This is a genomic window from Castellaniella sp. UC4447_H14, assembly GCF_052978285.1.
In genome coordinates, this window is sequence record NZ_CM129666.1 from 1169130 (window position 1) to 1185148 (window position 16019).

At 67.5% G+C, this 16019-nt stretch carries 12 protein-coding genes; 1 reads left to right on the forward strand and 11 read right to left on the reverse strand.

Going from position 1 to position 16019, the window contains the following annotated elements; all coding sequences use genetic code 11:
• Window positions 1–19 precede the first annotated feature (19 nt).
• From ACVCMJ_RS05720 to ACVCMJ_RS05770, 11 genes are all read right to left on the reverse strand, one after another.
• A complete protein-coding gene (locus tag ACVCMJ_RS05720) occupies window positions 20–1132 on the reverse strand; it encodes a hypothetical protein (RefSeq protein WP_447080474.1) in 1113 nt (370 codons plus the stop codon).
• Complete coding sequence (locus ACVCMJ_RS05725; protein WP_447082751.1) at window positions 1129–2826, reverse strand: ATPase, T2SS/T4P/T4SS family; 1698 nt, start codon at window positions 2824–2826, stop codon at window positions 1129–1131. Before ACVCMJ_RS05725 ends, ACVCMJ_RS05720 begins: the two co-directional genes overlap by 4 nt.
• Before the next feature lie 8 nt (window positions 2827–2834).
• Window positions 2835–3356 carry a hypothetical protein gene (locus ACVCMJ_RS05730; protein WP_447080476.1) on the reverse strand — a complete coding sequence of 174 codons (522 nt, stop codon included), beginning with the start codon at window positions 3354–3356 and terminating at the stop codon, window positions 2835–2837.
• Complete coding sequence (locus tag ACVCMJ_RS05735; protein WP_447080477.1) at window positions 3343–4611, reverse strand: hypothetical protein; 1269 nt, start codon at window positions 4609–4611, stop codon at window positions 3343–3345. The genes ACVCMJ_RS05730 and ACVCMJ_RS05735 overlap by 14 nt, the downstream gene beginning before the upstream one ends.
• Before the next feature lie 3 nt (window positions 4612–4614).
• A complete protein-coding gene (locus ACVCMJ_RS05740) occupies window positions 4615–6267 on the reverse strand; it encodes a hypothetical protein (RefSeq protein ID WP_447080478.1) in 1653 nt (550 codons plus the stop codon).
• On the reverse strand, window positions 6264–7301 hold the full coding sequence (locus ACVCMJ_RS05745) for a TcpQ domain-containing protein (RefSeq protein ID WP_447080479.1): 1038 nt from the start codon (window positions 7299–7301) through the stop codon (window positions 6264–6266). The genes ACVCMJ_RS05740 and ACVCMJ_RS05745 overlap by 4 nt, the downstream gene beginning before the upstream one ends.
• Before the next feature lie 107 nt (window positions 7302–7408).
• On the reverse strand, window positions 7409–8794 hold the full coding sequence (locus ACVCMJ_RS05750) for an extracellular solute-binding protein (RefSeq protein WP_447080480.1): 1386 nt from the start codon (window positions 8792–8794) through the stop codon (window positions 7409–7411).
• A 6-nt stretch (window positions 8795–8800) separates the two neighbouring features.
• Window positions 8801–10057, reverse strand: a complete 1257-nt coding sequence (locus ACVCMJ_RS05755; RefSeq protein WP_447080481.1) for a D-amino acid dehydrogenase — start codon at window positions 10055–10057, stop codon at window positions 8801–8803.
• Between the two features lie 36 nt (window positions 10058–10093).
• Window positions 10094–11146, reverse strand: coding sequence for a CDP-6-deoxy-delta-3,4-glucoseen reductase (locus ACVCMJ_RS05760; protein ID WP_447080482.1), 1053 nt, complete (start codon window positions 11144–11146; stop codon window positions 10094–10096).
• A gap of 33 nt (window positions 11147–11179) precedes the next feature.
• Window positions 11180–13501 (reverse strand): DNA topoisomerase IV subunit A, encoded by a 2322-nt coding sequence (parC, locus tag ACVCMJ_RS05765; protein WP_447080483.1) that lies wholly within the window; start codon window positions 13499–13501, stop codon window positions 11180–11182.
• 6 nt (window positions 13502–13507) lie between these two features.
• Window positions 13508–15469, reverse strand: coding sequence for a DNA topoisomerase IV subunit B (locus tag ACVCMJ_RS05770; protein ID WP_447080484.1), 1962 nt, complete (start codon window positions 15467–15469; stop codon window positions 13508–13510).
• 144 nt (window positions 15470–15613) lie between these two features.
• On the opposite strand from ACVCMJ_RS05770, the gene trxA reads away from it, so the two are divergent.
• Entirely contained in the window at window positions 15614–15940 is a 327-nt protein-coding gene (gene trxA, locus ACVCMJ_RS05775) for a thioredoxin TrxA (protein ID WP_447080485.1), read from the forward strand.
• The last annotated feature ends 79 nt before the right edge of the window (window positions 15941–16019 follow it).

Here is a 16019-nt window from a genome sequence, read left to right on the forward strand (position 1 = left end):
CGGCTCAAATCGCCGGCCCTCATTGGCCGGCGTGAAACATCATCCAGCCGCGCCTGAGTTCATCGATCGCGGCATAGTGCCAAAGACCGATGCCCAGCACGATCGCCAGGCCGCCCAGCAGCACCATCCAGCGCAGCGTCTGCGCCTGCGCCCGGATGCGCGACAGCCAGAGGCGAGCCATGCGCTCGTGAGTCAGGCGAAGGGCCTCGGGCAAGCCGCAGGCGACCGTCATATCCTCCAGGTACCAATACAGGTCCGGGTCCAGCAAGCCGACGTCGAGGGCGACGGCCCCCGCCATGCCCTGGTCGATTCGTCGGACGACGCGCTGCAGGTACATGGCGAGCCAGGGGCTGGCCTGGTTCAGGAACAAGGCCACCACAGGCCGGAACTGGTGGGATCCGCCCGCGCCGGGCTGCAGCAGGATCGCCACCAGCGCCAGCAGGCGCAGCGCCTGGACCTGACGGTAGAGTCTCCACAGGCCATGGCGGTCCAGCCGGCGGCGCCAGCCGCCACACCCGCGCGGCAGCGCATACAGCAGCCAGCCGGCCACCGCGATCACGGAGACGGGCAGCGCCGGTCCCCAGTTCCGCAGCCAGCCCGCGGATGAAAACAGCGCCCGCGCCGTGCCGCCCAGGTATTCCGGCGGCAGCCCCTGAAAAGCTTGCCGTAGCGATGGAACGGTCCAGGCGGGGAGCGCCAGCACCAGCACACTGGCCACCAGTGCCGCCACAGCCGCCGCGCCCAGCGACGTCCAGAGCAGGCGCTGGGCCGCGATGAGCAGGTTCAGATGACTGGCCAGCGCCTCGAAACAGGCCAGCAACCGCGCGTTCCCGTGTGCCTGGGCTGCGCGGATCAACGCCAGTTCATCGACCGGAAAGCTGCCCAGCCAGGTGCCGTACAGATCCCCGCCGCCCGCTTCGCAGGCGCGGGACCAGACGCGGGATAGCCGCCCGCGCACCGTCCGCGGGCCATGGCGCAGCGCGTCGCGATCAAAGAGTTCGCGGATCGTGAGTCGCCCGCCCGCGCCTCGAAGTACGGCGTGCAAGTATTCGAAATAATCGGCGCGTCGACCGGCAAACCGCCAGGCATCCAGGCGCATTTGCACAGGGTGCCAGCGCGCACGGCTCATCATGACGAGCCTCGCAAGAGCCGCATCCGGTCCGGCGATGGCCGGCCCGACCGGACGCGCAGCGCCCATGTTTCGAAGGCCATGAAGCGCGGCTCCACGTCGCGCGGATCCACCAGTCCCGCCGCCACCTTCTCCATGGCGTGCGCCATCGCGCTGTCATGCCGGTCGGGACGATAAGGATCGTCCGCCGCGACAGCCGACGGCAGCCCGGGCTCGCGCAATTCGGCGGCGACCGTACGGCCGTCATAACCGGCCAGCTCGGGCAGTTGCGGCCGGCGGCAGCGGGCGCAACCTGCCGGATTGCGCAGGCGCAGGTCCGCGGGCGCGATATCCCAGCCCTCTTGGATCCAGTCCAGCCACGCGCGCCAGCGAGCCGGATCGCCACCCTGCTGGCGCACGAGTTCGCTCGGATCAGCAGCGCATGTGCAACCCGAACACAGGCGCGGCAGCAGCACCTGGAACACCAACAGCTTCAGCACTCCCGGCGTTTCCAGAAAATCCCGCGGCACCCCGACGAAGCGGGATGCCAGCCGATCAACGATTGCGCGCGCCGACGGCGCGTGCACCGTGGTATAGACGTTGACACCCGATCCCGCCAGGTCCATGAACGCAAGGCCGCTCTCGGCGTCGCGGATTTCCCCGAGCAGTACGTCCGACATGGCCGATCGTTTGAGCGTGCGCAGCTTGGCCGCATAACGGTCATGGGCCTGGCGGTCCAGATCACGGGAAATGGTGTTCTGGATGGCACCCGAGATGCGGTATTCCACCGGCTCCTCGAGCGTGATGATCTTGCGGTGCTCCGGCAGCCCGCGAATCAGCGTGGCCAGCGTGGTGGACTTTCCGGAGCCCACCGTGCCGGCCAACACGACAGCGCCACCTTCCGCACACAGCACGCGGTCGAACTGCGCGACCTGGCGGTCGTGGTAGCCCAGCGCCTGCAGCGTGGTGGCCTGCAGGCAGGCATCCCGCTCCAGGATCCGAAGGCACACGCCGGGCCCGCGATCCGAAGCCAGGGAAGCCCAGCGCAACAGCAGCTCTCGGCCGTCGACCCGGCGCAGCAGGCTCCCTTGCTGCTCGATCAACGGATCGAAGACTGCCCCGTTGCCGCCCTGGATATCCATCCATACGACCGACAGCATGTCCATGAGCAGATCGGTCGGCATGTGACGAAAGCGTTCGGGCGCCACATAGCGGCCTGCAACCGTATAGCGGACCTCGGACTGGGGTGCGGCCCTGTCGACGTTCAGATGCAGGTCGGTCGCCCCATGGCGCACACCCCATTCCAACAGATCCTGGAAAACGCCCGACAATGCCGTGGGTGTGCGCTGCGCCGCAGGCGACGATGCCGTGCCGGACAGCGGAAACTTGTCCGCGCTGCGCGACAGGCTCAGGAGCAGCGCGGCCGGCAGCACATAGCGGTCCGGCGCGGACAGTCGATGACCCGTGTCCTGTATGCGACGCAGCAGCGCCTCGGCCTGGTCGCTGCCAACATGCTCGACACGCGTGAACAAGGTGACGGTGCCATCGTCACGCTCCACCGGACAAAAGCGGTCCGCCAGTCCCTGCGTGCCCAGAGGCCGGTGCAGCAGTCGGCGCACGGCGGGCTGCAGAGCCGCAATCTGCTCGGGATGATCGATCGCACCGGCTCGCGAGGCATCGAACGGCGCCGGTGGCTCGGCCAGCAGCCAGGAAGACATCGGCGCTTTCATGGTTGCACCTCGCCCAGCAGCATGCGCAAGCACAGGGAATGACGGTCCTCGCCGCGCTCGAGCTGAACGCAGGCGCCATTCATGCCGCGCAATTGATAGACCGTGCGGTCGCCCGAATACCCCGCTGGATAAGCCTGGCCACGGACATACAGAAACGAGTCGCGTCCCACCTGGACTTCGGCCATGAGCGCCCGGCCCACGCCATAGAGCGCCACGAGGCGTGGCGCAAGCAGCGGGCGCACCGGTGCGGGGACTGCCCGGGACCCGCTCGAGCCAGTCGTTGGCCCCAAACGCGCGGCATCATTCAATGCCCGTTGCAAGTCCTGTCGCATGAGATCGCGCACAGATTGCGTCTCCCAGTCTTCGGCCGGCTGTGTCCCCGCCGGCTGCGCCCACGCCGAGCCGGCCAGGCAGCAGGTCGCCGCCAGTAAAAGTGCAGCAAGGTTCCAAGCGCCCCGCATGGGCCGGTACCCGGACCACAGCGGCGGCCGCCAGCGGCACAGATCACGAGGCTTCATAAGCGATGCCCTCCAGATGCACGATCAACCGGCTGAAACGCACGCCAGTGCGGGCGCCGGGCGTAAAGGTCAGAGTGACCCGATGCCAGGACACGGCTTCTGCCAGAGGAATCAGCAATGAAGCGGATTGCAGAGGTCCCTGGACCTGCAGGGCACGCGTGGCCAGCGAAGGCACCTCGGGCGGACGAGGCAGCTCACGCCCCTCGGCATCCCGCGGGCCGGCGATGGCGAGCGGCCGCGCAGGCTCCACCTGAATCCTGGAAAACGCGGGGAGGATGCCTTGCAGGGCACTGGCCCAGTCCCGCGCGAGAATCCCGCCTGCGGGAAGCTGTCCAGGCCGTACGTCCACAGCCGTCGGCGTCAACGGCCACCGGGCCTGTGCCCGATCCAGGGACGGGAAATCAATCTGCCAGTCGGCAGGTGCGGCTTCAAGCAGGCCTCGGTTGTCGGCGTCGGTGCGCCCCCGCCTGTAGTCACTCACGCACCGCCACTGCACGCCGCCGGAACCGGGCTCGCAGCGCAGGGAGTGCAGCCGCCAGCCCGCAAGGTGAACTGGTTGCCGATACAAGCCGTGCAAAAGATCACGCGTACCGGCGGGACCGTGAACCGGGCGGCGGGCGAGCGTCTGGTTGAGCGCCTGCGTCCAGGCGGCCATCGCAGCCGGTGCGGGCGCGGGCCGCGCCGCCGCGCGCCAGAAGCCACCCGCCGACAGCGCAACGGCCAACGCCAGCAGGGCGAGCACCGACCCCAAGGCCGGACGCCGGCGGACCCGCTGCATCGGAGGGACGGATCCCGACAGCTTGGCCAGGTCGTGCAAGCCGTCCCTGGCTGCGCCTTCGGCCGCTGAGGACGGATCTTCTTGAAGGATCAGATGGGGATAACTGACGCGCAGCATCTCGACAGCCTGGCGCGCGAGCGCGTGATCAGCGTAGCTTCGATCGGCCCGGACCAGGGCCACACCCTCGTGGCAGGCCAGCACATGCCAGCAGCCATCCCCGAAGGGAATGACCCGCACGACGGTCCCGACGGGATGCTGGCGAGCCATGAGAATCGCAGCCGACCAATAAGTGGCGCGGCGCGACAGGCCCATCGCCATCCCGAGGGCTGCCGGCGGATGGCCCGAGAATGTCAGGTGACTGGCGCCGTGGCGGCCGGCCACGCCGGACGCCCCACCCTCGTCCCCCAACAACGGAATCCAATCCAGCCCGAACACCATCTGGATCTGATCGACCTGAATGACGCGCGAGAGCTGCATGGGTCAGAGGCCCTCCTCGACCTGGGCCGTGATGATCAGGATCGTGGCCAGCCGCTGCTCGCTGAGGGCATTGCCACCCCCCAGGATGGCCGGCAATCCCGGATTCAGGCGCCGCTCGGTCGATTCCGACTGACGCCGCTCGAACCCGGACACCACCAGCGGCTGGCCGGGTTGCAGGGCGAGCTGCTGTACCGTGCCATTGCCCTCGACGGTGAGCTGCTGCAGCTGAAGCGGATTGGACTTGTCGCCGAAGGTCACCGTCTTCAGCGGCTGCGCCACCGTGTTGTCGTACGCGAGCGACAGCAGGATCTGGCCATCCTCCTGGGCGTCCGGCACCAGGGTCAGCAAAGACCCCACGGTCTCTTCCTTCTGGTTCACGGAAACGGCCGGGACGGCCAGGCCTGTGGCGCCAATGACAGGGGTGGTTTCCACCCGGTCAATATAAGAAAAGGTCGTTCGCACCGCGTGGGTCACCGGGCGCCTGCTCAAGGTAAGCATCGGCACGCTGCTGCGCCTGACCAACTGGACGGATTCACCTAGCGCCTGGATGACGGCCTCGCTGCCGGACATCGGACCGCTCGTCACGCCAACAGCGAGCCTGCCGGCCGGACCGGTGGCGAGCGCCGGTACCGCCAGACCGGCGGCAAGCCGGGCGCCCGAGAAGACCAGATTCCAGTCCAGGCTGGCATGTGCCTGCTGGTTCAATGCAACCGTGAGCTCCTCGAAGACCAGCCGGATACGCCGGGTGAGCGCCCGGTTCTCATGCTCGAGGTAGCGGCCGATCTGCGCCAGTACGTCCGGAGTGTCGGTGACCACGACAGAGGAGCTGGCGCCGGGTTCCGCCACCAGCACACCGGCGCGCGACAGGAACGGCTCGATGCGCGCCCGTATGGTCTTCATCAGGTCCTGGTCGGTGCCCGACAGCCGGGTGCTGGATGCGCTGACGAAGCCGCCTTCGGTCTGCTTCCGACCCAGACCCAACGACGCTTGTGCGCGGGCGTCCAGCGTGAGGGCCTGCACGTTGAACACGCGCGTCTCCGTTCGGAAGAATTCGATGCCCTCCGGCCCATGGCGCCAGCGGATGCCGCGGTACGCGGCCAGCCGGTCCAGAATGTGCGGCAGCGGCGCAGGCCCGGGCGCCAGATCAAACGGCTGCTCTGCCTCCGATGCCGGCGTCTGGGAGCCATGGCCGGGCTGGGCCGCAAGCCGCGGCAGGAAATGGCTGTCCGGCAACAGCGCGTCCGGCCGCACTCTCACCGGGATGCCGGTGACGGTGGCAATGCGGCGCGCGATCTTGCGAAGATCGTCGGTGCCGTCCGCAAACAACAGCGTGGTATGCACATCAGCCCGCAACGCAGGCGGGAGGCTGAGCTCGCGCGCCAGCGGCTGCGCACGGCCCGCGATCCAGGGCTTGTCCACCCGCTGCGCGGCACGGCGCTGCTCCGCGTCCGTGATCGCGCCGGAAAACTGCTCGCGGCTGCGGGCCACGTCCTGTGTGGCCTCCTGGTGCCGTGCGGCGGCCTGGCGCAGGCGCTCGGACAGCGCGCATCCCGAAAGCCCGCTGGCAATGGCCACCACGATCAGCCAGCGAACGGGGCCACCGACAGGACGCCGATTCGCCAATGATCGGTGGCCGGTCGCCACGCGGCCTTTCATGAAGAGGCTCCTGGCAGCTGGGTGCGATCGCAGCGCTGTGCCAAGGGTATGACGCGCAGCACCTGATTGGCATAAAAACAGGGTTGCAACGGCCGGTCGCCCAGTTCCGTGGCGGCCAGAAGCCCGCGCACGGCCGGCACGAATTCGTCGCCAAACGCGGCCGAGCCGGCCAGCGGGATATCCACGTCCACCGCCCAATGCTCGGATTCAAACGCCCAGCCGGCCGACCGCGCCCAACGGCCCAAGGCCCGGCGGATATTGCCATCCGCCGGCGTGGCCTCGAAGGGGCTCGACCTGCGAGCGCGATCGGCAACAGGCGCACTCGACGTGGAAGGCCTGCGGCCCGGTGAGCCAGCAGCGTGGCTCGGCATCGGCCCCGCTCGCAGGGGGACGGGCGGCGGCGAAGACAAAAGCGACGAAGGCGGCGGCGCGGTCGGTGACGGCATCGGAGGCAAAGGCGAAGCCGGCACGACCGCGTGCGCCGACGCTGCCGATGCAGCCGCCGGTGCCACCGAGGGAACGGGCGAAGCCGATGCGGGAATGGGCACGAGGGGGGAGGCAATGGCGGCCGCCGGCTCGATCAATGCGCCCAGCGGCGCGGACGGGCCGGGGGCCACGGCACCCGACGGTTCGGCGGAAGGCGCCAATCCGCCCGCCGCCGAACCGCCGACGGCCCCGTCCCGCCAGATCTGCGCCTGCAGATGGCCGCCGCGCACCACGAGACGTTCGGGAACGCCCTGGATCACCAGATAATCGCCTTCACGCTCGGGGTGAAGCAGCCGGTCCCCAGCCGCGGTACGCTCAAACAGGGCCGGCGCCAGTTGATTGGCGGGATACTGGAGCCAGGTCCGCCGCCCATCGTCGAAGACCTGCAACGGTGCCAGGGAAGGGTCGCCCTCGATGTGCCAGTCAAAACGGTAATGCCCCGGCGCCGACGACAGGCCGGCCAGCGTGCGCCACCATTGCGGCCCGTCGGATGTGGCGCACCCAGCGAGCGTGAGGGCCAGCACCCCGGCACCCAAAAGTCTGAACATCGCCACCCCCCAAAAGAAAAAGGCACCTGACCGGATCGATCAGGTGCCTATGGTGGCGAGGTGGCGCGCAGCGCGCCAGATCGGGAACTACGGATGGAGCAAAGTGTCTACTTTTTCGGGTGCGCGGTGCTGCGGCGGTGGTGGACCGTCCGCTCGCTCTTGGCGGACGGCGCCGGCGCCATCCCCTGGTGCGCGAGGCTGTTGCCTTCGGTCGCCGCCATGCTCAATGCCGTCACTGCCGGCTGCTTGCCGTCCAGCGCCGAGTCCAGGATCTGGCGGAACCGCGCATGAATGGCGGGATAGTTATGGATACGGAAGCCCTGGGCCGTGGAGGCGGTGCGGCCGGCATACACCGCCACCAGTTGGCGCCACTGCCCCAGATCGCTGTAGTAGCTGTTCGGGGTCTGATCGAACGCGGCCTGCGTCAGCGGCAGGAACCCGGTCTGCTGATACCAGGAGGCCGCCTGCTTCGGTTGCGCCAGCCAACCCAGGAAGGCCACGGTGGCGTCGGTCACCGGCTTGGCGGATTTCATCACCCACAATCCGGAACCGCTCACGAAAGGATTCCCGGGCGAGGCCGTCACATCGGGGTAATACGGCAGGCCGCTCACCCCATAATGCAGCTTGCGCTGGGCGTTGAAGCTGCCGATGTGATCGGAGCTCGACATCAGCACGGCGCATTCGCCCTGGCCGAAGCGTTCGACCGAATGCATGCCGGCATCCGGGCGCACCATGATTTGCGAGCGTACCCAGCTGATCATCAGCGCCAGATGGCGCACGTACGTGGAATCGAACGAGAAGCTGGGCAGGCCCTTGGCCTTCAGGCCGTTTTCCGCGCTCGCGTAAAGCTGATTGTTCACGGCGGCCAGGTTCTCGAGATTGATGGAGACCGGAAGATCGGACGTGAGCGGGCAGGTGCGCGAGCCGTTGTTGGCCAGCGTCACGAGCTGCCCCTGCAGCTCCATCCACGTCCGCTGCGGCGTCGCCGGCTTCAGGCCGGCCTTCTTGAAGGCATCCTGGTTGTAGTACATGACAGGCACCTGCAACATGGCCGGGAATGCCATGAGACGGCCCTTGGTGTCGCGGACGAAGGCATTGTCCGAGGACAGGAACCAGCGCACATTCTTCAGCTCGCCGGACTTCTCGAGGGTATAGAACGGCTGCACATACGAACGGGCCGCGATCTCGTCCAGGCTGTGCGTGTCACCGATCTGTGCCAGCGCCGGCAGTTTCCTGGCGGCGGCGGCGGCCGCCAGCGCCTGATCCAGCGCCTCCGGCGTATTGAAGGCCTTCAGGGTGACCTGCACGGCGGACTGGCTGCGGTTGTAGTCCTTCACAAGGGTCTGGAAGGCCTCGGCGTTGTGGCCGCTCAGGGAATACCAGACCGGGACTTCGGTCGCCGCCATGGCGGGCACGGTCAACGCGGCCGCCGCCAACGTGCAAACAGCACGAAACCCCGGGCGGAAGGTCCCGGGGCCGAAAGTATGCTTCATCTCTAGTTAATCCAAAAAAGGAAAATCGATATCGGGCGACCGCCCGGACACCACATCCGCCAACGCCCGGCCGGAGCCGGCACCCATGGCCCAGCCCGAAGGGCCGTGACCCGTATTCAGGTACAGATTGCGCAATCGGGTACGCCCGACCAAAGGCACGCTGGAAGGCGTAGCGGGCTGCAGGCCGGACCAGAACTGAACATTATCAAAATCCAATCCGCTTGGGAACAAGGCGCGGGCGCGTTCCACGAGTTGATTGCAACGAGCTGTATTCAAGGACCGCGCATAATTGCCGATCTGGGCCGTCCCGGCGATGCGCAGACGGTCTCCCAGCCGGGTGATGGTCACGCCGGCCGCATCGTCGACCAGACTGATCTCGGGAACGACGGACGCATCGCGCACGCCGAACGTGGCCGAATAGCCTTTGGCTGGGTACACGGCACAAGGCAGCCCCAGCGGCCGGGTCAGCATGGGCGTGAAACTGCCCAGTGCCAGCACGAACGCATCGGCGTGCAAAGGCCTGAAGAAACCATCGGGATCGACCAGTTCCGCGACCGATACGCGGCCATTGACGGGCACCAGCCGATTCACACGCGTATTGAAATGAAAGGTCACCCCGGCGGCCTGGGCGTGTTCGGTGAGCGCCCGCGCGAACAGATAGGCATCGCCCGCCTGGTCGCCAGCCCAATAATCGCCGCCCACCACGCGATCGATGGCCGGCGCCAGAGCCGGCTCCAGGCGGAGGATCTCGTCCGGACCCACGATGCGACGCCGCTCCTCCCCGCCCGGCAGGTCGGCGAGCCCTTCCCGCGCTCGTGCCATCGCGCGGGCATCCGAATAGAGCGTCAGCACTCCGCGGGCCGAGTGGTCACAGGCAATGTCCAGATCCGAGCGCAGCGACTGCAGGGCGTCCTGGCTATATTGCGCCAGATTCACCAGCGCGCGCAGATTGACCGGATGCCGGGCAGCGCGGCACTGGGCGAGAAACCGCAGGCACCAGAGCCACTGGTGGGGGCTCAGGCGCAGCGCCACGCCGAACGAGGCGTCGCCCCGTCCGAGCCCATGCAGCAGCAGTGCCCGCAGGGCGCGCGGGCTCGCCCAGGGGCGAGATTGGCCAACCGAGATCAGCCCGGCACCCGCACGGCTGGTCTCCAGCGCAGGCCCGGCGCGCCGGTCGACCACCACGACCTCATGGCCGGCTCGCGCAAGCCACCACGCACTGCAGACGCCGACGATGCCCGCGCCGAATACCGCCACCCTCATGATCGCGCTCCCACGGCCCCTCGCTCCGGTCCTGTGTCAGGCGCCAGACAATATGCCCGCCCGATCCGCCTCGGACGTAAAAGCATCGGCAAAGAAGGCGTCGGGCGGCAGGCCGCAGCGTTGCACGAAATCGCGCCGGGCGGCTTCAACCATGGCCGGTGCGCCGCACGCATACACCTGGTGCGCCGACAGATCGGGCAGATCCTGCATCACTGCCTGGTGGACCCAGCCGGTGCGCCCGGTCCAGCCGTCTTCGGGGCGCGCTTCCGAGACCACCGGCACAAAGCGGAAATCCGGGAGAGCCGCCTGCCAGCCGGCAGCCAGCGCCGACTGATACAGGTCGGCCGGGCGCCGACCGCCCCAGTAAAGGACCGCCGGCCGCGCGTCTCCGCGCGCGATCATGGCCTCGAGCATGGCCTTGATGGGAGCGAATCCCGTGCCGCTGGCCAGGAAGACAATGGGACGCGCCGCGTCCTCGCGCACGAAGAAGGACCCCAGCGGACCCTCGATGCGCAGGATGTCGCGGACCTTCAGGGGCGCATCACCCTCGCCGAAGATGCGACCGGTGAAGGCGCCGCCCGGCATGTGCCGCACGTGGAGGTCCACGCGGTGATTCTCGGCCATGGCGCACGCCATGGAATAGCTGCGCCGCACCCCGTCCTTGAGCAGGAATTCCAGGTACTGGCCCGGGTAGAAATGAAAGGCTTCGGCCGTGGGAAGCTGCAGGACGACCCGCATGACGTCCGCACTCAGCGGCTCCAGGGCCTGGACACGCACCGGCATCTTGTGCACCACCACGTCGCTGGACAGGTGCACTTCCTGTGCCTCGATCACCAGATCGGAAGCCGGGCGCGCCTGGCACAGCAGCGTGTAGCCCTGCGCCAGATCGGCGGCGCCCAGAATCCGTGCCGGCGCCGGGCCGGCATCGTACTGGCCTGACACGACCCGCGCCCGGCAAGTCGAGCAGGTGCCCGTCCGGCAACTGTAAGGCAGCACCAGACCAGCGGCGAGCGCCGCGTCCAGCACGGTCTGTCCCGGTTCGACCGAGAATTCCTGGCCTGCGGGCTGCACCGATACCCTGAAGCTCATGATCCTTCCCTTTGCGGCATTCCCACCCCCATTTTAGGCCCCGGTCGAAGCGGGACCCGACCAGAGGCTGGGCTGCTTGAGCCGCGTCGCCAACAGCTTGCCCTTGCGCGCCCGGTGGCCGGCATATTCCAGCAGGTCCTCGGGGGACAGCACGAGTTCCGAATCGCGCGCCCGGTACACGCCGCGCAGCACGACACCCGCCGGCCCCACGCCCGCCCATTGCTCCAGGCGGTCGCCCGCGTCCACGCCCATCAGAATGGTGCCTCGGCCCCCGCCGGACAGAGTCTTGAGTTCGTCAAGCCGCACAACCAGGAACTTGCCCTTGCGGGTCAGCAGCGCCACCGCACTGTCGTCCGCCCGCAGCATCAGCGGCCGGAGCAGGCCATCGCCCTTGTCCACCGTCACGAACTGTTTGCCGGCCCGCTGGCGAGTGGACAGATCGCCCAGGCGGGCCACGAAGCCATAGCCCGACGCCGTCCCCAGGATGACACGATCGTCCGGCGCGCCCGCCGTCATGTGCACGATGCGGCTGCCGTGCTCCAGATCGACCATGGACGTGATGGGCTGTCCATCGCCGCGCGCCGAAGGCAGCGCCGACACCGCCACGCTGTACGAGCGACCGGTATCGGATAACGCGATCAATTCCTGGGTCGAACGGCACTCCAGGGTGCCATACAGGCCGTCGCCGGCCTTGAAGCCGAACTGCGCCGGGTCATGGCCATGGCCCTGCCGGACGCGCAGCCAGCCCTTTTGCGACACCACCACGGTGACCGGTTCGTCCACCACCTGGGTTTCCAGCACGGCCCGCTCGGCCGTCTCGATCAGCGTGCGCCGGTCGTCGCCATACTGCTTGGCATCGGCCTCGATCTCGCGGATCATCAGGCGCCGGAAAGCAGTGGGATTGTCCAGCAGATCCTGCAGTTCGGCCTGTTCCGTGCGTTTCTGGACAAGTTCCTGTTCGATGCGAATGCCTTCCAGCCGCGCCAGCTGACGCAGTCGCATCTCCAGAATGTCGTCGGCCTGGCGCTCGCTCAGGCCGAAGCGCTGCATCAGCGCCGCCCGCGGCTCCTCGGCCTCGCGGATGGTGTGGATCACTTCGTCCACATTCAGATAGACGATGCTGCGGCCTTCCAGAATGTGGATGCGGTCCAGTACCTTGTCCAGACGGTGGCGCGTGCGGCGCAGCACAGTCTGCGAGCGAAATGCCAGCCATGATGCCAGGATCTGGCGCAGGCTGCGCTGGCCCGGACGGCCATCGGTATCGATGCACACCAGGTTGATCGGCACATTGCCCTCGAGGCCGGTGCGCACCAGTAACAGCCTGACGAATTCATCGCGGTCGATGCGGCTGGTCTTGGGCTCGAACACCAGCCGGACGGCGGCCTGCTTGCCGGATTCGTCCCGCACCGAGTCCAGCATGTTGAGCACCAGCGCACGGGTCTGCTGCTGGTCGGCCGACAGCGATTTCTTGCCGGCGCGCGGCTTCGGGTTGGTGAGGTCCTCGATGGCCTCCAGTATCTTCTGCGCCGAAGCGCCGGGTGGAAGCTCGGTGACCACCCATTGCCACTGCCCGCGCGCCAGGTCCTCGAAATGCCATCGGGCGCGGGCCTTCAGGGTTCCCCGGCCGCTGGAATAGATTTGCGCAATCTCGTCCGCGGACGAGATGATCTGCCCGCCGCCCGGGAAGTCGGGCCCGGGCACCATGGCGTGGAGTTCCGCGTCGGGCAGCGCGGGCGTCCGCAACAAGGCGACGCAGGCGCGCGCGATCTCGCGCAGGTTGTGCGAGGGAATCTCGGTGGCCATGCCCACCGCGATACCCGAGGCGCCATTGAGCAGCATGATGGGCAGTCGCGCCGGCAAACACAGCGGCTCCTGCTGACTGCCGTCGTAATTGGCGACGAAGTCCACCGTACCCTCGTCCAGCTCGTCGAGCAGCAGGCGCGAGAATGGCGTGAGGCGGGCCTCGGTATAGCGCATGGCGGCGGGATTGTCGCCGTCGCGCGAACCGAAGTTGCCCTGGCCGTCGACCAGCGGATAGCGCAGCACGAAGTCCTGCGCCATGCGCACCATGGCGTCGTAAGCCGCCTGATCGCCATGCGGATGGTATTTGCCCAGCACATCGCCCACCACGCGGGCGGATTTGACCGGCCGCGCCGTCGGCCCCAGGCCCATGGCATCCATCGCATACAGGATGCGGCGCTGCACGGGCTTCTGGCCATCGGAGACCTCGGGCAGCGCGCGGCCTCGCACGACCGAGACGGCATAATCCAGATAGGCCTGTTCGGCGTACTGCGCGAGCACCAGGCTTTCATCATCACCCGCAGCGAGCAGGTCGGGGGTATTTGCGTCCATCACGGTTCCTTAAACATCCACATCGGCCAGGTTGCCCTTTTCTTCCAGCCAGGCACGGCGCTGGGACGCCTCGCCCCGCGCCATCAGCAGCTCGAACATGGTGGCCGACTCCCGGACGCCCTCGCCGCCATGGCGCACTCGCGCCAGCCGGCGCGTATCCGGGTTCAGCGTCGTATCCCAGAGCTGTTCGGCATTCATCTCGCCCAGGCCCTTGAAGCGGCTGATGCGCCAGGCGCCCTCACGCAGCCCCTCGCCCCGCAGCTTTTCCTGCACGGCATCCAGCTCCGCCTGATCCAGGCAATACAGCTTGCGCGCCGATCGCTTGCCCGCGGCGGGGACGTCTACCCGAAACAGCGGGGGCCGCGCGACATAGACATGCCCTTCTTCGATGAGGCGCGGGAAGTGGCGCAGAAACAGCGTGAGCAGCAGCACCTGGATGTGCGAACCGTCCACGTCCGCATCCGACAGGATGCAGATGCGGCCATACCGCAGCCCGGAAAGGTCGGCCGTCTCGCCGCGCGCATGCGGATCCACGCCGATCGCCACCGAAATATCGTGGATCTCCTGATTGGCGAAGAGTCGGTCGCGATCGACTTCCCAGGCATTCAGAATCTTCCCGCGCAGCGGCAGGATGGCCTGGAATTCCTTGTCGCGCCCCATCTTGGCCGAGCCGCCCGCCGAGTCGCCTTCGACCAGGAACACCTCGGTGCGGGTCGCATCCGACGATTCGCAATCGGTCAGCTTGCCGGGCAGCACGGCCACGCCGGAACCTTTGCGCTTTTCGATCTTGCGCGCGGCGCGGCTGCGCGCCTGGGCCTGGCCTATCGCCAGCTCCGCCAGTTGCTTGCCGTAGTCCACATTGGCATGCAGCCACAGTTCCAGCGCGTTGCGCAGGAAGCCGCCGACCAGCCGCACCGCATCGCGGCTGTTGAGCCGCTCCTTGATCTGGCCCTGGAACTGCGGATCCAGGACCTTTGCCGACAACACGAAGCTGGCGCGGGCAAAGACGTCTTCCGGCAGCAGGCGGATGCCCTTGGGCAGCAGATTATGCAACTCGGCAAATGACTTGACGGCATTGAACAGGCCCTCGCGCAGGCCCGATTCGTGCGTGCCGCCCGCCGTGGTCGCGATGAGATTCACATAGGACTCCCGGACCGTGGGTCCCTCGGCCGTCCAGGCGACGACCCACTGCGCCCCTTCGCCGCGCGCGAAATGCTCATCGTCCTCGGCCGCGTACTGCTGACCCTCGAAGAGCGGCACCAGCACCGGCGCATCGCCCAGTTCCTCAGACAGATAATCGCGCAGTCCGGCGGCATAGTGCCATTCCCGGGTCTGCCCGGCCTTCTCCAGCGTCAGGGTTACCCGCGTGCCCGGCAGCAGCACCGCTTTGCTGCGCAGCGCATGCTCGAGCTCCGCCAGCGGAATCGCGGCGTGATCGAAATAGCGGGCATCGGGCCAGACCCGGATCCGCGTCCCCGTGCGGCGCTTGCCCACCGAGGCGACGTGCTTCAATGGCTCGATCACATCACCGTCGGCAAAGACCACCCGGTACTCCCCGCCATCGCGCCAGACGGTGACCTCCAGCCGCGTGGACAGGGCATTGGTGACCGACACACCGACCCCGTGCAGGCCCCCCGAGAACGCGTAGGCGCCGCCATCCGCCTTGTTGAATTTCCCGCCCGCATGCAGGCGCGTGAAGACCAGCTCGACGACAGGCGCGTGCTCTTCCGGGTGCTCCCCCACAGGAATGCCGCGTCCGTCGTCCTCGACGGTCACGCTGCCGTCCGCGTGCAGCGTCACCGCCATGCCGCGCGCAAAGCCCGCCAGCGCCTCGTCGGCCGCGTTATCGATGACTTCCTGGACGATGTGCAGCGGATTGTCGGTGCGCGTATACATCCCCGGACGCTGGCGCACCGGCTCCAGTCCCTTCAGGACACGGATCGAAGATTCGTCGTATGAAGCAATGGTCACTGTAATGCCCGCCGTCGGTACGAAAAAAACGACTATTTTACGGAGTTAATGGTATGCTTATCTGCATCGGGCCAGACGCGCCCCGCGCGCAGCGATCCATCCCCGGCCCGCAGACTTCCATTCTTCGCACTTGCGCCTACCTCTATGAGTGACTCCATCAAGCACGTTAGCGACGCGTCCTTCGAGACCGACGTGCTCAAATCCAATTTGCCAGTCCTGGTCGATTACTGGGCCGAATGGTGCGGCCCCTGTAAAATGATCGCCCCGCTGCTCGAAGAAGCCGCCACCAAATTCCAGGGCCGCGTGACCGTGGCCAAACTCAACGTCGACGAGAATCCCCAAACAGCCGCCAAATACGGCATTCGCGGCATCCCGACGCTGATGCTCTTCAAAAACGGCAAGGTCGACACCACCAAGGTCGGCGCACTCTCGCGTACCCAGCTTCAGGCTTTCCTCGACGAAGCCGTCTGACTTCGCCTTCTTTCCACTCCGATTCCACACGCGCGAGCCCGGCTCCGGGCTCGCCATAGATCCCACGATCCTCTCCTAC